The sequence below is a fragment of the Micrococcus sp. Mcc89 genome, assembly GCF_024519795.1.
Taxonomy (GTDB): domain Bacteria; phylum Actinomycetota; class Actinomycetes; order Actinomycetales; family Micrococcaceae; genus Micrococcus; species Micrococcus luteus.
Window position 1 is genome coordinate 36,241 of sequence record NZ_JALJRI010000007.1, and the last position, 19,198, is coordinate 55,438.

The following is a 19,198-nucleotide window of genomic DNA, read 5'->3' on the forward strand; positions in this document are numbered from 1 at the left end:
CGGCTCCTGCACAGCAGCGCCCGCCCCGCGCGTCATCCCCGTGCCGCGGCCAGCGCGCCCCGGGCGCCCCGCCGGCGTCGTCCGATGGGTGCATGCCGCGCGTCGTGACTCCTCTGCCGCCCGACCAGCCCGCCGTCCTGTTGGCCACGGACCTGGCCCGACTGGGGCTGCCGCCCGACCGCGCCCGCCGGTCGGACCTGGAGCGGGTCGGACAGGGCTTCCACCGGCAGCGGGCGCACCCTGGCACGGGATGGGCCGACCTGGGCCTGCCCGAGCCCGGGCACGGCTTCTCCCCCGATCACCTTGCCGCGCTTCTGCGCCGACGCCCGGATGCCGTCCTCTCCCACGAGACCGCGGCCCACCTGCACGGCCTGCCGATGCCCGCGCGAGCCTGGCGGCGGCGCGACCCGGCGACCGGCGAGCTCGACGCCGACCCGCCGGTGCACCTCACCGTGGCTCGGGGGACACGACGCGTCCGGCGGGCCGGGCTGATGGACCACCGCAGGCCGCTGGCGCCCGAGTTCGTCACGCACGTGCACGGCCTGCGCGTCACCACCGTCGATCGCACCTGGCTGGACCTGTGCTCCCTGACGCCCCCGTGGACGTTCGAGGACCTCGTGGCCGCCGGCGACCACGCCGTCAGGCACCCGTGGACGCCCGCGGGCCGGACGGATCCGGCCACCACGATCGCCGCGCTGCGGTCCGCGCTGCGCGCGTCCGGACGCTTCCATGGCCGCCCGGCCGCCCGGGAGGCGCTGGATTCCGTTCGCGTCGGGGCGGACTCGCCGCCCGAGACCCGCCTGCGCCTCGCCCTCGTGGCCGGCGGGCTGCCGGAGCCGGAGCTGCAGGCCGCGATTGAGCCCGGGGACCCCTTCTCCCCCGTGGCCGACGTGGCCTACCGTCACGTGCGCCTGGCCCTGCAGTACGACGGTGCGGGGCACCGCACGCGGGAGCAGCAGGCGCGCGACGCCCGCCGGGACCGCTACGGGCAGGCGCGCGGCTGGACGACGCTCCGCGTCACCTGGGCCGATGGGCGCGAGGACTTCCGTGGCGTCGTCGCGGTGGTCCGACGCCGCCTCGGCCACTCCGCCTCGACATGAAGACGCTCCGGCGAACGCATTGGGGGCGGTTTCGGGTGGTATTCCGTCCGAATACCACCCGAAACCGCCCCCCAACGCAGGGTCAGCGCCCCCGGGTCAGCGCTGCGGGTACTGGCGCAGCTGCTCGCCCACGTAGATCTGGCGCGGGCGGCCGATCTTGGTGGCCGGGTCCTCCATGAGCTCGCGCCACTGGGCGATCCAGCCGGGCAGGCGGCCCAGGGCGAAGAGGACGGTGAACATCTTCTCCGGGAAGCCCATGGCCTTGTAGATCACGCCGGTGTAGAAGTCGACGTTCGGGTAGAGCTTGCGCTCCACGAAGTAGTCGTCGGCGAGGGCCTTCTCCTCGAGGCGCTGGGCGATCTCCAGCAGCTCGTCGTTGCCGCCCATCTTGCCCAGGATGTCCTCGGCGGTCTTCTTGATGATCTTGGCCCGCGGGTCGTAGTTCTTGTACACGCGGTGGCCGAAGCCCATCAGGCGGACGCCGTCCTCCTTGTTCTTCACCTTCTCCATGAAGTCCTCGGGCGTGATGCCCTCCGACTTGATCTTCCGGAGCATGTTCAGCACGGCCTCGTTGGCGCCACCGTGCAGCGGGCCGTAGAGGGCGTTGATGCCGGCGGACACCGAGGCGAACAGGTTGGCCTGGGTGGAGCCGACCAGGCGCACCGTCGAGGTGGAGGCGTTCTGCTCGTGGTCCGCGTGCAGCATGAGCAGCAGGTCGAGGGCCTTGACCACGTCCGGGTCGATGTCGTATTCCTCGGCCGGCACGCCGAAGCACAGGCGGAGGAAGTTCTCCACGTAGTTCAGCGAGTTGTGCGGGTACATGAACGGCTGGCCCAGTGACTTCTTGAACGCGTAGGAGGCCAGCACCGGCAGCTTGCCCAGCAGACGCACGGTGGAGATGTGGACCTGCTCCGGATCGTGCGGGTCCAGGGAGTCCGGGTAGAACGTGGACAGCCCGGACACGGAGGAGGACAGCACCGGCATGGGGTGCGCGTCCCGCGGGAAGCCGTTGAAGAACAGCTTGAGGTCCTCGTGCACCATGTTGTGGCGCAGGATGTTGGTCTCCCAGGCCTCCAGGGTCTCCTTGGACTCGGGCAGCTCACCGTAGATCAGCAGGTAGGCCACCTCCATGAACGAGGAGTGCTCGGCGAGGTCCTCGATGGCGTAGCCGCGGTAGCGCAGGATGCCCTGGTCGCCGTCGATGAACGTGACGGCCGACTTGGCGTTCGCCGTGTTCATGAAGCCCGGGTCGTAGGTGACGTCGCCGGTCTCCTTCAGGAGCGGGGCGATGTTGATGCCGTTGTTGCCCTCTGTGGCGTGCTCGACGCCCAGGTCCAGGCTCTGCTCGCCGACGGTCAGCCGGACGGACTCGTGATGGGTCACGGGTGTGCTCCCTCGTCTTGTCTTCTCGATGGCCCGGGTTCGCACGCCCATGTGGGCGCGCCCACACGGGGACGACTCTGCTCCAAACTATCAAGGACCGGCCCGGGGCGCGCGATCGCTTCCCCCGACGACGGCCCTCGGCCCCGGCTCAGCCGGTCCGCGGCCCGCGGGCGGTGAGTCTCGCCGCGGCCCGGGCGACCGCCTCGTCCGTGGCGGTGATCGCCACGCGGACGTAGCCGTCGCCGCCGGCTCCGTAGAACACGCCGGGCCCGGCGATGATGCCCAGGTCCGCCAGTTCGCCCAGCAGGTCCCACGAGTCCTGCGCCGTGGCGTCGGCCGGGTCCAGGTCCGCCCGCCGGGTCCACAGGTACAGCCCCGCCTCGGAGTGGTCCACCGTGTGGCCGGAGACCTCCAGCGCGGTGCGCAGCGCGTCCCGACGGCGGCGGTAGCGGTCCTTCTGCTCCGCGACGTGCGCGTCGTCGGCCAGGGCCACGGCCATCGCGTGCTGCACCGGGGCGGGCACGATCATGCCCGCGTGCTTGCGGGTGTTGACCAGGGTCGCCACGAGCTCCGGATCCCCCGCGGCGAACGCGGCGCGGTAGCCGGCGAGATTGGACTGCTTGGACAGCGAGTAGACGCTCAGCAGGCCCGTCAGGTCGCCGCCGGAGACCTCGTCGGACAGGATGCAGGGCACGACGGCCCCGTCCCACGCGTCCCAGCCGAGCTCGGCGTAGCACTCGTCCCCGCACACCACGGCGCCCACGGCACGGGCGGCGTCGACCGTGCGGCGCAGCGCCGCCGCGTCCAGCACGGCGCCGGTGGGGTTGGCCGGCGAGTTGGTCCACACGAGGCGCACCCGCTCACGCACCTCGGGCGCCAGCGCGTCGAGGTCGTCCGCGGCCACGGCCTCCGCCCCGGCCAGCAGCGCGCCCACCGCATAGGTGGGGTAGGCGGCCTCGGGGTGGACGACGACGTCGCCTGCGCCGAGCCCGAGCAGCGTGGGCAGCCACGCGATGAACTCCTTCGACCCGACCGTGGGCACCACGGCCGCCGGGTCCAGCCCGGGCACCCCGCGGCGCCGGGCGTACCAGTCGACGACGGCGCGACGCAGGGCGTCCGTGCCGTGCGTCGTCGGGTAGCCGTGCGCGTCGGCGGCCTCGGTCAGGGCCCGGCGGATCAGCGCCGGCGTCGGATCCACCGGCGTTCCGATGGACAGGTCCGCGACGCCGTCCGGGTGGGCGGCGGCACGCTCACGGTAGGGGGTGAGCGTGTCCCACGGGTAGTCCGGCAGCGTCAGCATGGGGCTCAGGCGTCGGCGTTCTGCAGGGGCAGGGCGGAGATGATCGGGTGGTCCTTGGCGATCATGCCCAGCTTGGCGGCCCCGCCCGGGGAGCCCAGGTCGTCGAAGAACTCGACGTTGGCCTTGTAGTACTCGGCCCACTCGTCGGGGGTGTCGTCCTCGTAGTAGATGGCCTCGACGGGGCACACCGGCTCGCACGCACCGCAGTCGACGCATTCGTCCGGGTGGATGTAGAGCATGCGCTCACCCTCGTAGATGCAGTCCACGGGGCATTCGTCGATGCACGCCTTGTCCTTGACGTCCACACACGGCAACGCGATCACGTAGGTCATGGCTGACCGTCCACCTCTCTCTGGGCACGGGGTTGCGGGGCTGCGGTCCAGGGTACTCGCTCCCCCGGACGCGTTTCGCGGGCGGTCACAGTGGCCCGGCAGGGGCGCGTGGCGGCCTCGGCGGCCTCCGCGGGTCGGCGGTCCAGCCGCCGGCCCGCGGCCAGCAGGACCAGGCCGAGCGCCGGCTGGCCGACGTTCCAGGCCACGGAGGCGACGACGGCGCCCGGCGCCGCCGCCCACAGGCCGGCCGTCCAGGACAACCCCAGGGCGTCGTCCACCGGCAGGCGCTGCAGGGCCAGGACGGCGGTGAACGCGCCGGCGACGACCGCGGCCCCCGCCGGCAGGGCGCGCCCGCCGCGGCCCGCGCGTCGGACCATCCACCAGCGCTGTGTCGAGCCCACGAGCACAAGCGCCAGCACCGCACCCCAGGGCAGGGTCCAGCCGCCCGGCAGGGAGGCCAGGTTCAGATGGACGGCGGTGCCGAGCGCGCCGGCGACGACGCCGAGCAACGCCCCGCCCACCACGTCGGCGGGCCGGGCGCGGCGGCGGGGACGCTCAGGCACGGGCGCGGGCGCGCGCGGCCTTCAGGCGCTCATTGGCGTCCAGGACGACCTTGCGGATGCGGATGTCCTCGGGGGTGATCTCCACGCACTCGTCCTCGCGGGCGAACTCGAGGGACTCCTCAAGGGTGAGCCGGCGCGGGGGCGTCAGGCCCTCGAACGACTCGGAGGAGGCCGCACGCATGTTGGTGAGCTTCTTCTCCTTGGTGATGTTCACGTCCATGTCGTCGGCGCGCGAGTTCTCGCCCACGATCATGCCCTCGTACACCTCGGCGCCGGGCTGCACGAAGAAGGTGCCGCGCTCCTGCAGGTTGATCATGGCGAACGGCGTGGCGGAGCCCGCCCGGTCGGCCACGAGGGAGCCGTTGGTGCGGTACTCGATCTCACCGGTCCACGGCTCGTAGCCGGCCGCGTAGGAGGAGGCGATGCCCGCGCCGCGGGTCTCGGTGAGGAAGCGGGTGCGGAAGCCGATCAGGCCGCGGGCCGGGACCAGGAACTCCATGCGGATCCAGCCCGTGCCGTGGTTGGACATCTCCTGCATGCGGCCCTTGCGGGCGGCCATGAGCTGCGTGACCGCGCCCATGAACTCCTCGGGGATGTCGATGGTCATGCGCTCCATCGGCTCGTGGACCTTGCCGTCCACGGTCCGGGTGACCACCTGCGGCTTGCCCACGGTGAGCTCGAAGCCCTCGCGGCGCATCTGCTCCACGAGGATAGCCAGGGCGAGCTCGCCGCGGCCCTGCACCTCCCACGCGTCCGGGCGTTCGGTGGGGAGCACCTTGAGCGAGACGTTGCCGATCAGCTCCTTGTCCAGGCGGTCCTTCACCTGGCGCGCTGTGACCTTGGCGCCCTTGACGCGGCCGGCCAGCGGGGAGGTGTTGATGCCCACGGTCATGGAGATGGCCGGGTCGTCCACCGTGATCAGCGGCAGCGGCTTCGGGTTCTCCGCGTCGGTGAGGGTCTCGCCGATCATGATGTCCTCGATGCCGGCGACGGCGACGATCTCGCCCGGGCCGGCCTCCTCCGCGGGCACGCGCTCGAGGCCCTTGGTGGCCAGCAGCTCGGTGATCTTCACGGTCTTCAGGGCGCCGTCCTGGCGGGCCCACGCGACCTGCTGGCCCTTGCGGAGGGTGCCGTTGAAGATGCGCAGCAGCGCGAGGCGGCCGAGGAACGGGGAGGCGTCCAGGTTGGTGACGTGCGCCTGGAGGACCTCGCCCTCGGTGTAGGACGGGGCCGGGATGTGCTCCATGATCACGTTGAAGAGGGCCTCGAGGTCCTCGGCCTCCGGCAGGGCGCCGTCGGCGGGCTGGGTCAGGGAGGCGCGGCCGGCCTTGCCCGAGGCGTAGACGACGGGGACGTCCAGCACCGAGTCGAGGTCCAGGTCCGGATCCTCCTCGGCCAGGTCCGAGGCCAGGCCGAGCAGCAGGTCCATGGAGTCGGAGACGACCCCGTCGATGCGCGCGTCCGGGCGGTCCGTCTTGTTGACCACGAGGATCACGGGCAGCTTGGCGGCGAGGGCCTTGCGGAGCACGAAGCGGGTCTGGGGCAGCGGGCCCTCGGAGGAGTCCACGAGCAGCACGACGCCGTCCACCATGGACAGGCCGCGCTCCACCTCGCCGCCGAAGTCGGCGTGGCCGGGGGTGTCGATCACGTTGATGGTGACGGTCTCGCCCTCGGGGGCGGACGGGCCGGAGTAGAACACCGTGGTGTTCTTGGCGAGGATCGTGATCCCCTTCTCCTTCTCCAGGTCCCCGGAGTCCATGACCCGCTCGGCGACGTCGCCGTGCGTGTTGAAGGCACCGGTCTGGCGCAGCATGGCGTCCACCATCGTGGTCTTGCCATGGTCCACGTGGGCCACGATGGCCACGTTGCGCAGATCGGAGCGGCGGGTTTCGGTCGAGGTCATGGGCGTCCTGTCCGGTTCGACATCAAAGGGGTGGAGGCGCACGACGACGGCGGCCCCCGTGCGATTGTACGCGCAGGGGCCGCCGTGGACAGGCGGGCCGGTGGGCCCGGGGTCGGCGGCGGGACGCGCCCGCCGCCGACCCGCGCGGTCAGTAGACGCCCTCGCCGAGGGAGGCGAGGAACTCGCGGCGCTCCTGGCGACGCTCCGCCTGCTGGTCCGGGTCCGGCACGGGCGCCGCCGCCAGGAGGCGACGGGTGTACTCCTCCTTCGGACGGTGGAGCACCTCCTCCGTGGGGCCCTGCTCCACCTGGCGGCCGTCCTTGAGGACGAGCACCTTGTGGGCCAGCATATCCACCACCGCGAGGTCGTGGGACACGAACAGGCACGCGAACTCGTAGCGCTGCTGCAGCTCCGCGAACATGTCCAGCACGGCGGCCTGGACGGACACGTCGAGGGCCGAGGTCGGCTCGTCCGCGATGAGCACCTGGGGGTCCAGGGTCAGGGCGCGGGCGATCGAGATGCGCTGGCGCTGACCGCCGGAGAGCTCGTGCGGGTACCGGTTCACCACGGAGCGCGGCAGACGCACCGCGTCCAGCAGCTCCTCGGCGCGGGCCAGGCGCGAGCGCCGGTCCCCCACCTTGTGCACGACCATCGGCTCGGTGATGATGTCGCCGATCGGGAACCGCGGGTCCAGCGAGGCCGCCGGGTCCTGGAAGACCACGCCGATGTTCTTGCGCAGGGCGCGCTGCTCGGCCTTGGGCATCGTCGCCAGGTCGTGGCCCTGGATGCGCAGCGAGCCCTCCGCGATGGTGAGCAGGCCGAGGACCGACTTGGCGATGGTGGACTTGCCCGAGCCGGACTCGCCCACCAGGCCCAGGATCTCGCCCGGGGCCACCTGGAAGCTGACGTCGTGGACCACGCGGTTCTTCTTGCCGCGGTGGTCGTACTCGAGGTGGAGGTTCTCCGCCTCGATCGCGTACCGGGCCTGCGTCTGCGTGGCCGTGACCGGCTCCGGCTCTGCCACCTCGAGGGGCTCGCCGAGGCGCGGCACCGCCGAGAGCAGCTTCTGGGTGTACGGGTGCCGGGCGTGCTGGAGCACCTGGTGCACCGAGCCCTGCTCCACGAGCTCGCCGTGGAGCATCACGCACACCCGGTCCGCCATGTCCGCCACCACGCCCATGTTGTGCGTGATGAGCAGGATGCCGGTGTTCATCTTGTTCTTCAGGGAGCGCAGCAGCTCCAGGATCTCGGCCTGGACCGTCACGTCGAGCGCCGTGGTGGGCTCGTCCGCGATGATCACCTTCGGCGAGCAGCTGATCGCCATCGCGATGACGATGCGCTGGCGCTGGCCGCCCGAGAACTGGTGGGGGTACTGCTTGAGCCGGGTGGCGGCGTCGGGGATGCCCACCATGGTGAGCAGCTCGACGGCGCGCTTGTCCGCCTCGGTGCCGTAGGCGATGCCGTGCAGTTCGAGGGCCTCCGTGAGCTGGTCGCCCACGGTGAGGACGGGGTTCAGGGCCGTCATGGGCTCCTGGAACACCATCGCCACCTCGTCGCCGCGGATGTCGCGCAGCTGCCCCGGGGTCATGGTGAGCACGTCGCGGCCGGCCAGCTGCACGGAGCCGGTGATGTCCGCATTGCCCGGGAGCAGGCCCATGGCGGTGGCGCTCGTGACGGACTTGCCGGAGCCGGACTCGCCCACGAGGGCGACGACCTCGCCGGGCTTGACGTCGAACGTCACGCCCTTGACCGCGTGCACCTCGCCGAACTCGGTCGCGAACTTCACGTCCACGTCGCGGAAGGCGAGCACCGGCTCGCCGCCCAGGTCGTCGTGGCGGGCCACGACGCCCATCGCGCTCGTCGCGGGGCCCGGAGGCACGCCGCCGTCGCCGGAGGAGCCGGGCACGGCGGCGCCGCGCGCCTCGAGGTCGGCCGACGACGCCGCGTGCGAGCCCTGCCCGCCGGCGGTCACGTCGTTCTCGTTCTTCTTGCCGAACATGGATCGGCCTTTCTTGTCGTTCGCGCTCATCGCTGACCGTCCTCGTCCGCGTCGGAGATCCGTGCGGATCCGCCGGCCTCCTCCGCGGGGGCCTCGATCCGGCCGGCCGTCGGGGCCGCGGCCAGACCGCCCGCCGTCGTCGCACCGGCCTCGGTGGCGGCCGCGCGGCGGCCGAAGAAGCGGGGCCTGCGGTGGGCGCCCGCGCCCTGGCGCGGGTCGAAGGCGTCGCGCAGGCCGTCGCCGAGGAAGTTCACGGACAGGGCGATCGCGAGGATGATCATGCCGGGCCACCAGAACAGCCACGGACGGGTGGTGAACGCGTTCTGATAGTCGGAGATGAGCAGGCCCAGGGACGAGTCCGGCGCCTTCACGCCGAAGCCGAGGAAGGACAGCGAGGTCTCCAGCAGCACCGCGCCCGCGATGGCGAACGTCGCGTTCACGACGATCACGCCGATCGTGTTGGGCAGCAGGTGCTTGAAGATCAGGCGGCCCGGCTTGGCGCCCATGGCGACGGCGGCCGCCACGAACTCCTTCTCGCGCAGGGACAGGACCTCGCCGCGCACGAGGCGGGCCAGGGACGTCCAGGACACGAGGCCGAGCACCACCGCGAGCGGGAGGATGCCCATCTTCATGCCGCTGGCCATCTGGCCGAGCACCGCGGCGAGCACGAGCAGCGGGATGACGATGATCAGGTCGGTCAGGCGCATCAGCACGGAGTCGACCCAGCCGCCGAAGTAGCCGGACACGGCGCCGACGACCGCGCCGATCACGGTGGAGAGCAGGCCCACGATGGCCGCGATGATCATGGACTGCTGGGTCCCGCGCATCACGAGGGCGAAGTAGTCCTTGCCCGTGGTGTCCTGGCCGAAGGGATGCTCGCCCCAGCGGATGCCCTCGCCCCCGAAGGCCTGCGGCACGACCGAGAGCGTCGGGCGACCGCCGTTCACCACGGACGCCGCGGCCGTGTAGGACTTGTCCCACCAGCCGGGGATGCCGGCGAAGCCGATGGAGGAGAACGCCATCAGCGTGATGAAGACCAGCACGATCAGGGAGATCATCGCCGCCTTGTGGCGGAAGAACCGCTTGCGGACCAGGGCACCCTGGGAGTAGGACTTCCCGGCCTTGGCGCGGAGCTTGGCGTCCTCCGCCTCCGCGAGGTCGAAGATCTGCTTCTCGTCGAGCTGCGCGCCCGTCGTCGAGGAGTTGTTGGTGGTCATCTGGCTCACACTCGAATCCGGGGGTCGAGGACGGCGTAGAGCACGTCCGCCACGAGGTTCATCAGCACGGCGGCGGTGCCCGTCACGAGGAAGAACGCCATCACGGGCATGGGGTCCACGTCGCGCAGGCCGGTGGCGAACAGCTCGCCCATCCCCTTCCAGCCGAACACCTGCTCCGTGATCACGGCGCCGCCGATCAGGCCGGCGAAGTCGAAGGCCATGATCGTGGTGATGGGGATCAGGGAGTTGCGGAACGCATGCTTCAGGATCACCTGGCGCTCCGGCAGGCCCTTGGCGCGCGCGGTGCGGATGTAGTCCTGGCGCGAGACCTCGAGCATGGAGGAGCGCGTATACCGCGAGTACGTGGCCACCGAGATGATGGTCAGCAGGATGGTGGGCAGCAGCAGCTGCGCACCGCGGTCCAGGAACACCACCCAGAAGTGGGCGTCCAGGTTCGGGGTGCCCGAGCCGATCGTGGAGATCGGGCGCGGCTTGACCTTCAGGAAGGTCGGCCAGTAGTTCATCAGGTGCTCCGCCACGATCGCCACGCCCATGATCAGGGCGGTCACCAGCGAGGCGGACACGGCCGAGCCCTTGGAGAAGCCGCCGAGCAGGCGGCCCACCAGGATGGCCACCAGCACGAGGATGACGCCGAGGCCGGCCAGCAGCAGCGCGGACGGCGTCCGCCACAGCAGGCTGTAGGTGGCGTAGTAGGAGACGAGGCCGATCGCGGCCGTGACCAGGGCGGCCTTGAGGACCGATCGGTTGCGCAGACCGGAGATCACCGCGGTGGCGCCGACGGCGGCGGCCAGGCCGATGACCAGCTGCACGACCGGGCCCATCTGCGGATGCCGCCAGAAGTCGACGGCGAACAGCACCCAGCCGGCGAGCAGGATGAACGCGGCGGTGGCGCCGAACGTGAAGGCGCGCCGCTTGAGGTCGCCCGCCATGACGGCCTGCAGGACCAGGCCCGCGAGGACGGCGACCCCGATGAGGAGGGGCCAGTTCAGCTCGGGGCTGCGGATCCAGTCGTTGAACCGGATCCCCATGTACTCCTTCAGGAGCACGGCCGCCCAGAACACGGGCAGCGAGAAGAAGAGGAAGATCAGGAACGTGACCACGTAGTCGAGGCCGGAGTACTGGCGGATCGCGGTGACGATGCCGATCGCGATGCCGATGATGATCGCCAGGACGGTCGCGAGCACCACGAGGCGCAGCGTGGAGGCCGCGGCGTTGCTCAGCAGGTCACCGACGGACTGACCGTTCCGGCTGAGGCCGAGGTCGCACTGACCGGTGACGCAGCCGCCGATGCCCTGGAGCCAGTCCCAGTACCGGGCGTACCAGGGCTGGTCCAGCCCCATGAATTCGGTGCGGGCGGCGATGAGGGTCTCGCGGTTGGGGTTCTGTGACTCTCGCAGGTCCTGGAGGGGGTCACCCGAGTGGGCCACGAGGAAGAAGAGCAGGATCGACGCGCCGAACAGCACCAGGAGGGAGCTGCCGAGGCGCTTGAGGATGAATTTCAGCACAACAGGGGGTGACCTTCCGTGCGAGTGCAAGGGAAAGGGAGGGGTGCGGGTTCGCCGCGGTTCACGGCCAGAGCCCGGCCGGTGCCCGGCCGGGCTCTGTCCTCGATCCCGACGCCGGCGGTCCGCGGGAGGCGGACCGCCGGGTCAGAGGTCAGCGGGGCGTCACTCCTGGACGCGGACCCACTGCTCCACGTTCCACAGCGCACCCGACTGGGCGGCGGTGTCGCGCACGTTGGCGACGTCGGCCTTGTGGCCGACCAGACCCGGGTGAGCGTACAGCGGGATGGCCTGGAAGTCCTCCCAGAGCAGCTTCTCGATGGTCTTGACCTGCTCGAGCTGCTCGTTCTCGTCCAGCGAGGTGGCGAGCTTGTCCCAGGCCGCGTCCACCTCGGGGTTGTTGTAGCTCTGCTGGTTCTGAGCGCCGTCCGACTGGTAGATGTTCGCGCCGGAGGCCTTCTGGCCCGAGCCGGCCCAGGCGTAGAGGGCGGCGTCGTAGTCACCGGCCGGCATGACCTCCTTGAAGAACACCGGCGAGTTGGCGTCCTGCACGTCGAAGCCGGCCTGGTCGCAGGAGCTCTTGATGAGCGCGACGGTCTCGGTGCGACGCTGGTTGCCCGCCTGGTAGCCGAGGCGGACCGTGGGCGTGGAGACGCCCGACTTCTCGACGAGCTCCTTCGCCTTCTCGATGTTCGGCTCGTCCATCTCCTTCGGGTAGGCCTCGTCCACGACCTCCTGGTACTTGTCCTGGAAGGGGAAGACCTCGCGCAGGTTCATGACCTGGGCGTCCGCATAGATCGGCTTGATCAGGTTGTCCACGATCTGCTGGCGGGGCAGGCAGAGGGCGAAGGCCTCGCGCAGCTCCGGGGAGTCCGCGAAGACGGAGCCCTCGCCGCGGTTGTAGTCCACGTGCTCCCAGGTCAGCTGGTCACCGGTCTGGACGTTGACGTCCTCGCCGAGGCCCTCGAGCTGCTGGAGGGTGTCCACGGTGGCCTGCGGCTCGATGACGTCGAGGTCGCCGTTCTGCAGGGCCTGCACGTGGGTCTTCGGGTCGGCGAAGCGGAGGACGAGCTCCTTGGTGGCCGGCGGGGTGCCCCAGTACTCAGGGTTGGCCTCGAGAGTGATGGACTGGCCGGCCTGCCAGCCGCCGTCCTTGAACTTGTAGGGGCCCATGGAGGGCACCAGCGAGGCGTCCGGCAGCTCGCCGGGGCTGAAGTCCCAGCCGTCGTTCCAGAACTCGGCCGCCGGGGTGAGCGCCTCGACGTCCTTCTCCTTCGCAGCGGTGACGAGCTCCTCGAAGCTCATGCCCGCCTCCTTGGCGACGATGTGCGCCGGCAGCGCGGTGCTGATGAGGATCTCCCAGTCCGCGTAGGGCTCCGGGTAGGTGACGGTGAACTCCTTGCCGTCGGCCTCGCCCTCGGGCGCCTCCGGGATGTACTTGCCCTGCTCGAAGGAGATCGAGTCGAACAGCGGGGTCTCGGAACCCTCGGCCTTGACCGTGTCGTTGTTCGCGGCCCAGTGCACGATGAAGTCGCCGGCGGTGACGGGGGTGCCGTCGGACCACTTGGCGTCGTCGCTGATGGTGTACTTCACGGTCAGCGGGTCGTCCGAGGTCTTCTCGTACGTGCCGAAGTCCTCGTTCGGGATGATCGAGCCGTCGGTGCCGAAGTACCAGAAGGACGAGAACATGCGGTCCGCGACGGCCGAGTTGTACGTGGTGTACGTGTTCGACTGCAGGCCGTTGTAGGACAGGAAGTCGTCGGCGCCCACCGAGTAGGCGATGGAGCCGTCCTGGGTCTTGACGTCGCCCAGGTCGGCCATCTCCGGCCCGGAGGCCTCGGCGGTGAGCTTCTGGCCCTTGTCCCCTTCGATGACGTTGCCGGCGCCCGAGTCGCCGCCCTGGCTGGCGCCGGAGCCGTTGCTGGATTCGCCTGCGTTGCCGCCGCCCGGGGCGCACGCGGAGAGGATGAGGGCCGAGCCGGCGGCCAGGGCCGCGGCAGCGGAGAGCTTCGTGTACTTCATGGAAGGTGCTTCCGTTCATGAGAGGTGCAAGGACGTCGCGCGCCCGCATCCCTGTGGGGATCCGATGGTGCGAGACGACCCCCGGGCCGTTCCGCCGAGACGGGACGTTCCGTGAGATGAACCACACTGTAGCGGGCACATTCCGATTCGCGAAAGTCCGGATCCGGATCAGTCTCAGCCGTGGCGCACAGCGGTCGCCGACACCCCGGCAGACCCCGGCACGGCGCCGCTCCGCCCGGGCGGCGGCGCGGTCAGCGACGACGGTCCGCCAACAGAGTCCGCACGGCCCACGCCCCGCCCATGCCATGGACGCCGGCGCCCGGCGGGGTGGAGGCGGAGGCCAGATACAGCCCGGCCCGGCCCGCCCGGTGCGGCCGGGGCGACGCAGTGGGGCGCAGGAGCGCGCGCGCTCCCGCGAGCGATCCCCCCGCGATGTCGCCGCCCACGAGGTTCGGGTTCCACACCTCCAGGTCGGCCGGGCGCATCGCGACCGCGGCCTGGATCCGGTCCCGGAAGCCGGGTGCGTGCCGCTCCACCTCCGCCTCGATCAGCGGACGGACGTCGCCGGGGTGGCCGTGGGGCACATGGGCGTAGGACCAGACGACCGTGTGCCCCCGGGCGGGCCCGGTGGCCCGTGTGGGGTCCGCCGCCTGCTGCTGACAGAGCATGACGAAGGGCCGCGCCGGCATCCGGCCGGCCGCGACGTCGTCCTCGGCCCGCCGGATCTCGGCGGCGGTCCCGCCCAGATGCACCGTCCCCGCGCCCGCGAGCCGGGCGTCGCGCCACGGGATCGGCCCGTCGAGCAGGAAGTCGACCTTGGACACGGACGGCCCGGGGCGCCACCGGCGCAGGGCCGCGGCGTAGCGCGGCGGCAGGCCCGTGCCGGCGACGCGCAGCACCTGGCGCGGGGTCAGGTCCAGCACGACGGCGTCCGCGGCGGGCAGCGCGCGCAGGTCCGTGACCTCGTGGCCCAGGTGCAGCCGCCCGCCGTGCGCCCGCAGCACCGCCACGAGCGACTCGACGATCGCCCCCGACCCGCCGCGCGCCACCGGCCAGCCCGAGCTCATCCCGAGCGCGCCGAAGAGCGCACCGAACGCCGCCGTCAGGGGCCGGCTCGAGGGCAGGATCGCGTGGGCCGCCGAGCCCGTGAACAGGGCGCAAGCGGCCGCCGTGCGGAACATCGCCCGGCCCAGCAGATCGGCCGGCCACGGGGCGCGCAGGCCGAAGCGGGCCATCGCCACCGGATGGGGCGGGGGTCGCAACACCGGGCCGAGCGCGCCCGCCAGGATCTCGTCGACGTGGTCGACCAGGGCCCCGTGCACGGCCCGCCAGGCCCGCGCGTCGACGCCGAGACCCACGGCGGTGGCCTCGAGGTCCCGGTGCAGGAGGGCGGCCGGCCCGTCCGGCAGCGGATGTCCCATCGGCACGGCCGGGTGCAGCCAGGCGAGCCCGTGGTCCGTCAGCCCCAGCTCCCGGAACACGGGGCTGGCGACGCCGAACGGATGGCCCGCCGCCCCGAGGTCCACCACGGTCCCCTCCCCCAGCACCGGCGCGGACGCGCACGCGCCGCCGGGCACCGGGGCCCGCTCGAACACGTCCACCTCCCAGCCCTCGCGGGCCAGCAGGGCGGCGGCGGTCAGGCCGTTGGGTCCGGCGCCCACGACGACGGCGCGGCCCGGCTCGACGCCCCGGGGCAGGGCGAATCCGGGGCCGGTGGCGGTTTCGGTCATGGTCTCCTCCTGTAGTCCCTAGGATGGTCGCACCCCGCCCGCCGCCCGTCAGGAGGCCCTCCCCCGTGGACCCGTTCTGGACCGCGCTCGCTCTCACGACGTTCGCCGGGCTGGCCACGGTGCTGGGCGGCGTCCTGGCGATCGTCGGACGCGCGCCCTCGGGCCGCGGGCTGGGGGCCGCCCTCGGCCTCGCCGCGGGCGTCATGCTCGCGGTCTCCTTCCTGGAGATGCTGCCGGCCGCCGTCGAGGGGCTGGGCGGGGCGGTCGGCCCCGCGGCGACCGCCGTCGCGGTGGCCGCCCTGATCCTCGGCGCAGGCTCCTACGTGCTGCTCGAGCGCGCCGTCCCCGACCCCGTCTCGGAGATGCCGGGCGACGTCGACGACCCGGCCGGCCTGGACCGGCGGCGGATGCTGCGCCTGGGCACGGTGACGGCCCTGGCGATCGGCCTGCACAATCTGCCGGAGGGCTTCGTCACCTTCGCCGGCACCCTGCAGGATCCGTCGGTGGGCCTCGCGCTGGCCGTCGCGATGGCCGTGCACAACGTTCCCGAGGGCGTGGCCGTAGCCGTGCCCGTGCGGCAGGCCACCGGATCGCGGCGCAAGGCCTTCGCGTGGGCCGCGTTCACGGGGATCGCGGAGCCGCTGGGCGCGCTGATCGGCTGGCTGCTGCTGGCCCCGTTCCTCACACCCGCGCTCCTGGCCGCCGTCTTCGCGGCCGTGGCGGGCGTGATGGTGACCGTGAGCCTCGACGCGCTGCTGCCCGCCGCCCGGGCGGCCGGGGGCCGCGCCGCGGCGCTGGGCGGCGTGCTGCTGGGCGTGGCCGCGATGGCCCTCTCACTGGACCTGCTCTCCTGAGCGCCGGGGGGCCGGTCAGTTCACGAGGGCCGGCTGCAGGACCGCCTCGGCCTCGCGCACCTCGCCGTCGGCGGTGCGCCACTGGACGGTGATCCGGTCCCCCACGTTGTGGTCGTTGACCAGGCGGGACATCCGGGAGGCGTCGTCGCCGACGGTCCGCCCCTCGATCTCGAGGATGACATCGCCCTCGACCAGGCCGATCTGCTCGGCGGCGGAGCCCGCGTCCACCTGCATGACCACGACGCCGACGTCGGGATCCGCGCCGACCATGATGCCCAGGGCGCCGTCCGCACCGATGCTCACGGTGTCCGTCTCCTCGCCCGAGAGGACCTGGTCCGCCACGTCGAAGGCCACCTCCAGCGGGATCGCGAAGCCGTCCACCTCGTCTGCGGTGGTCCCGTCGCTGGCTGCCACGGTCACGCCGACCACCTGGCCGGCGTCGTCCACCACCGGGCCGCCGGAGTAGCCGGGCACGACGTCCGCGTCCGTCTGGATCAGGCCGGACAGGCGCGCGTACTGATCGGTGCCCTCGGCCGCGGCCATGATCGAGCGGTCCGTGCCGAGCACGGTGCCGCGCACGGCCGTCAGATAACCCTGGCCTCCGCCGTTGCCGACGGCGGCCACCTGGTCCCCGCGCCGCACCGGGTCCAGCGAGACGCTGGCCACCGGCAGGTCTGAGACGCCCTCGACGTCGAGCACCGCGATGTCGTGCTCGGCATCGCGCCCGAGCACCGTGGCCGTGTGCCGCGCGCCGGTGTCCGCGACCACCACGTGCACCTCCGAGGAGTCCTCGACCACGTGGTAGTTGGTCACCGCCAGCCCGTCCGGGGAGAGCACCATGCCGGTCCCCGTGCCGGTGCGGGCGCCGAGGGCGGTCTCCACGAGGAGGATGCCCGGGGCGTCCGCGACCGGCTGGCCCGGGTCCAGGGACGAGCCGTCGTGGGCCGATGCGGACCAGTCCACCGTCACGCCGTCGTGGACGTGGGTCAGGCCCGCCGCGAGCTCGCCCGCCTCCCGTGCCGGGGCCTCGGCGGCGGGCACGGTCGGGGCGGAGTCCGCGGCGACGTCGACCATCCGGCCGGCGAGGAGCGCGGTGAGGCCCCCCGCCAGGACCAGCGCCCCGAGCACGCCGAACAGCGCGATGACGAACGCCAGGGGCGAGCGTCGTGCGCGCGGCGGCCAGCCCGGCGGCGTCACGCTCAGCCCCGGGCGGCCGCCAGGGCGGCCTCGTAGTCCGGCTCCTCGGAGATCTCGGGGACGAGCTGGGCATGACGGACCACGCCGTCGGCATCGACCACGACGACGGCGCGGGCCAGCAGGCCCTCGAGCGGACCGTCGGTCATGCGCACGCCGTAGTCGCCGCCGAACGACGAGCGGAACACAGAGCCGCTGCGGACGTGGTCGATGCCCTCGACCGAGCAGAAGCGCGCGGCGGCGAACGGCAGGTCCGCGGACACGGCCACGACGGTGGTGTCCCCGAGGTCCGCGACGCGGGAGTCGAACTCGCGGACGGAGGCGGCGCACACGCCGGTGTCCAGGGACGGGAAGATGTTCAGGATCACGCGGCGGCCGCGCAGCTCCCGCAGGGTCACCGGGGACAGGTCCGCCCCGGTGAGGGTGAAGTCGGGGGCGGGGGAACCCACCTGGGGCAGCTCACCGACGGTGTGGACGGGGGTGCTCTTCATGTGGGTCGTCGCCATGGGGACAGCCTAGGATGGGCGCGGCCGGACGGGAGCACTCCCCGCCCGGCTCGGCGGACGGCGAACACGGAGGGACCGACCATGACCGAGCCCATGACGTCCAACGTCACCGACACGGCCCTGCTGTTCGAGGGCGGGGGCATGCGCGCCGCGCTCACCTCGGCCGTGGTGGCGGAACTGCTGCGCGAGCGGATCCACGTGGACTTCGTGGCCGGCATCTCGGCGGGCTCGTCCAACGCCGTGAACTACCTGTCCCGCGACCCGGCCCGTGCGCGGCGCTCGTTCGTGGACTTCGCCGACGATCCTCGGTTCGGCAACTGGCTGAGCTTCGTGCGCGGCAAGGGCCTGTTCAACGCCGAGTACATCTACGAGCACGCCGGCCTGCCCGAGGCGGACCTGCCCTACGACTTCGCCACGTTCCGCGCGAACCCCGCCCGGCTCGTGCTGGGCGGGTTCGACGCCGCGAGCGGCGAGACCCGCTGGTGGGACCGCTCCGACATGACCACCCTGACCGACCTGATGGTCCGCGTCCGCGCGTCGTCCACGATGCCGGTCCTCATGCCCCCCGTGCACGCCGAGGGCACCGTGTTCGTGGACGGCGCCCTCGGCGTGGACGGCGGGATCCCGCTGACCGCGGCGGAGGACGCGGGGTTCGAGAAGGTCCTCGTGGTCCTGACCCGGGAGCGCGGGTACGTGAAGCGGCCCGAGCGGTTCCCCTCGTTCTATCAGCGCACCTTCCGGCGCTACCCCGCCGTCGCGGACGCGCTGCTCACGCGCTGGCGCCGGTACAACGCCACCCGCGAGCGCCTGTTCGAGATGGAGCGGCAGGGACGGGCCTATCTGTTCGTGCCCGAGACCATGCCCATCGCCAACGGCGAGCGGTCCGTGGCCAAGCTGGCCGCCGCCCACGAGCTCGGCCTGGACCAGGTGCGCCGCGAGATGCCCGCGATCCGCGCGTTCCTGGGGCTGCCGGCGTCCCGCTGAGCCGCGCCTGCTCCGAGCGGCGGGTCAGGCCTCGGCGCGGGCGGCCGAGTCCGGCAGGCCGAACACCGAGTCGAACGCATAGGCGTACACCGCGGCGTAGACGAGGAAGAACACGAGCAGGCCGGCCTCGATGAGGAACGCCTCCCCCAGCCCGATGCCGAGGATCAGCGCCACCGCGGGCACGAGGAACACGATCAGCCCGCCCTCGAAGCCGACGGCGTGGGCCACGCGCACCCACCAGGGCCGGCCCGTGATCCCGAGGCGGCGTTCGAGGGTCTCGAACACCGAGTTGAACACGATGTTCCACAGCAGGGCCACGGTCGAGGACACGACCGCCACGGCGAGCGAGGGCCCGCCGCCGTTGCCGAGCGCCGCCAGGATCACGGTGGTGAAGAGGATGGCGAGCAGCTCGAAGACCACCGCGTAGACCACGCGGCGCAGCAGGGGCGTCCGGAACACGCGGCGGCGCACGAGCGCGTCCCGGCCCCCCGGGCCCCGCGGCACGTCGGAGGGCGGCGTCGACACGGGGTCGACGCCCGGGCGGGCGCGGCGGGTCTCGGACACGGCGCCCAGCCTAGGGCTGGCACC

Annotated in this window: 16 protein-coding genes; 3 read left to right on the forward strand and 13 right to left on the reverse strand. The window is 72.3% G+C overall.

Annotated features, from left to right (window positions below):
• Positions 1–104 precede the first annotated feature (104 nt).
• The gene (locus NR072_RS00455) at positions 105–1,100 is read left to right on the forward strand and encodes an endonuclease domain-containing protein (RefSeq protein WP_256835757.1); all 996 of its coding nucleotides are present in this window, start codon (positions 105–107) and stop codon (positions 1,098–1,100) included.
• A 96-nt stretch (positions 1,101–1,196) separates the two neighbouring features.
• Here the strand turns inward: NR072_RS00455 and NR072_RS00460 are convergent, their stop codons facing one another.
• The 10 genes from NR072_RS00460 to NR072_RS00505 all read right to left on the reverse strand — a co-directional run bounded on the left by NR072_RS00460 (position 1,197) and on the right by NR072_RS00505 (position 15,072).
• On the reverse strand, positions 1,197–2,483 hold the full coding sequence (locus NR072_RS00460) for a citrate synthase (RefSeq protein WP_073117070.1): 1,287 nt from the start codon (positions 2,481–2,483) through the stop codon (positions 1,197–1,199).
• Positions 2,484–2,631: 148 nt separating this feature from the next.
• Positions 2,632–3,783, reverse strand: coding sequence for a succinyldiaminopimelate transaminase (gene dapC / locus NR072_RS00465; RefSeq protein ID WP_144825243.1), 1,152 nt, complete (start codon positions 3,781–3,783; stop codon positions 2,632–2,634).
• A gap of 5 nt (positions 3,784–3,788) precedes the next feature.
• Positions 3,789–4,115, reverse strand: coding sequence for a ferredoxin (gene fdxA, locus NR072_RS00470; protein WP_002855160.1), 327 nt, complete (start codon positions 4,113–4,115; stop codon positions 3,789–3,791).
• Positions 4,112–4,678, reverse strand: coding sequence for a hypothetical protein (locus NR072_RS00475; RefSeq protein WP_135019381.1), 567 nt, complete (start codon positions 4,676–4,678; stop codon positions 4,112–4,114). Before NR072_RS00475 ends, fdxA begins: the two co-directional genes overlap by 4 nt.
• Positions 4,671–6,581, reverse strand: a complete 1,911-nt coding sequence (gene typA, locus NR072_RS00480; RefSeq protein ID WP_002855163.1) for a translational GTPase TypA — start codon at positions 6,579–6,581, stop codon at positions 4,671–4,673. Before typA ends, NR072_RS00475 begins: the two co-directional genes overlap by 8 nt.
• Before the next feature lie 148 nt (positions 6,582–6,729).
• Complete coding sequence (locus tag NR072_RS00485) at positions 6,730–8,610, reverse strand: ABC transporter ATP-binding protein (protein WP_052833441.1); 1,881 nt, start codon at positions 8,608–8,610, stop codon at positions 6,730–6,732.
• Positions 8,607–9,797, reverse strand: coding sequence for an ABC transporter permease (locus NR072_RS00490; protein WP_044659397.1), 1,191 nt, complete (start codon positions 9,795–9,797; stop codon positions 8,607–8,609). The genes NR072_RS00485 and NR072_RS00490 overlap by 4 nt, the downstream gene beginning before the upstream one ends.
• A gap of 5 nt (positions 9,798–9,802) precedes the next feature.
• Complete coding sequence (locus NR072_RS00495) at positions 9,803–11,323, reverse strand: ABC transporter permease (RefSeq protein WP_044659393.1); 1,521 nt, start codon at positions 11,321–11,323, stop codon at positions 9,803–9,805.
• Between the two features lie 162 nt (positions 11,324–11,485).
• On the reverse strand, positions 11,486–13,342 hold the full coding sequence (locus tag NR072_RS00500) for an ABC transporter family substrate-binding protein (protein ID WP_044659392.1): 1,857 nt from the start codon (positions 13,340–13,342) through the stop codon (positions 11,486–11,488).
• A 251-nt stretch (positions 13,343–13,593) separates the two neighbouring features.
• A complete protein-coding gene (locus NR072_RS00505; protein WP_044659391.1) occupies positions 13,594–15,072 on the reverse strand; it encodes an NAD(P)/FAD-dependent oxidoreductase in 1,479 nt (492 codons plus the stop codon).
• A gap of 65 nt (positions 15,073–15,137) precedes the next feature.
• On the opposite strand from NR072_RS00505, the gene zupT reads away from it, so the two are divergent.
• Positions 15,138–15,926, forward strand: coding sequence for a zinc transporter ZupT (gene zupT / locus NR072_RS00510; RefSeq protein ID WP_044659390.1), 789 nt, complete (start codon positions 15,138–15,140; stop codon positions 15,924–15,926).
• Between the two features lie 15 nt (positions 15,927–15,941).
• Here the strand turns inward: zupT and NR072_RS00515 are convergent, their stop codons facing one another.
• Together NR072_RS00515 and tpx are read right to left on the reverse strand one after the other, a co-directional pair.
• A complete protein-coding gene (locus tag NR072_RS00515; protein WP_044659389.1) occupies positions 15,942–17,123 on the reverse strand; it encodes a S1C family serine protease in 1,182 nt (393 codons plus the stop codon).
• A gap of 2 nt (positions 17,124–17,125) precedes the next feature.
• The gene (gene tpx, locus NR072_RS00520; RefSeq protein WP_044659388.1) at positions 17,126–17,626 is read right to left on the reverse strand and encodes a thiol peroxidase; all 501 of its coding nucleotides are present in this window, start codon (positions 17,624–17,626) and stop codon (positions 17,126–17,128) included.
• A gap of 81 nt (positions 17,627–17,707) precedes the next feature.
• Here tpx and NR072_RS00525 point away from each other — a divergent pair, with 81 nt between their 5' ends.
• Positions 17,708–18,610, forward strand: coding sequence for a patatin family protein (locus NR072_RS00525; protein ID WP_041105041.1), 903 nt, complete (start codon positions 17,708–17,710; stop codon positions 18,608–18,610).
• Between the two features lie 24 nt (positions 18,611–18,634).
• Here the strand turns inward: NR072_RS00525 and NR072_RS00530 are convergent, their stop codons facing one another.
• Positions 18,635–19,174 (reverse strand): PACE efflux transporter, encoded by a 540-nt coding sequence (locus NR072_RS00530; protein ID WP_041105039.1) that lies wholly within the window; start codon positions 19,172–19,174, stop codon positions 18,635–18,637.
• Positions 19,175–19,198: the final 24 nt, after the last annotated feature.

Coding starts and splice junctions, on each gene's coding strand:
- dapC (WP_144825243.1), bottom strand. CDS start 3,783: ATGCTGACGCTGCCGGACTACCCGTGGGACACGCTCACCCCCTACCGT.
- fdxA (WP_002855160.1), bottom strand. CDS start 4,115: ATGACCTACGTGATCGCGTTGCCGTGTGTGGACGTCAAGGACAAGGCG.
- typA (WP_002855163.1), bottom strand. CDS start 6,581: ATGACCTCGACCGAAACCCGCCGCTCCGATCTGCGCAACGTGGCCATC.
- NR072_RS00485 (WP_052833441.1), bottom strand. CDS start 8,610: ATGAGCGCGAACGACAAGAAAGGCCGATCCATGTTCGGCAAGAAGAAC.
- NR072_RS00490 (WP_044659397.1), bottom strand. CDS start 9,797: ATGACCACCAACAACTCCTCGACGACGGGCGCGCAGCTCGACGAGAAG.
- NR072_RS00500 (WP_044659392.1), bottom strand. CDS start 13,342: ATGAAGTACACGAAGCTCTCCGCTGCCGCGGCCCTGGCCGCCGGCTCG.
- NR072_RS00505 (WP_044659391.1), bottom strand. CDS start 15,072: ATGACCGAAACCGCCACCGGCCCCGGATTCGCCCTGCCCCGGGGCGTC.
- tpx (WP_044659388.1), bottom strand. CDS start 17,626: ATGGCGACGACCCACATGAAGAGCACCCCCGTCCACACCGTCGGTGAG.
- NR072_RS00525 (WP_041105041.1), top strand. CDS start 17,708: ATGACCGAGCCCATGACGTCCAACGTCACCGACACGGCCCTGCTGTTC.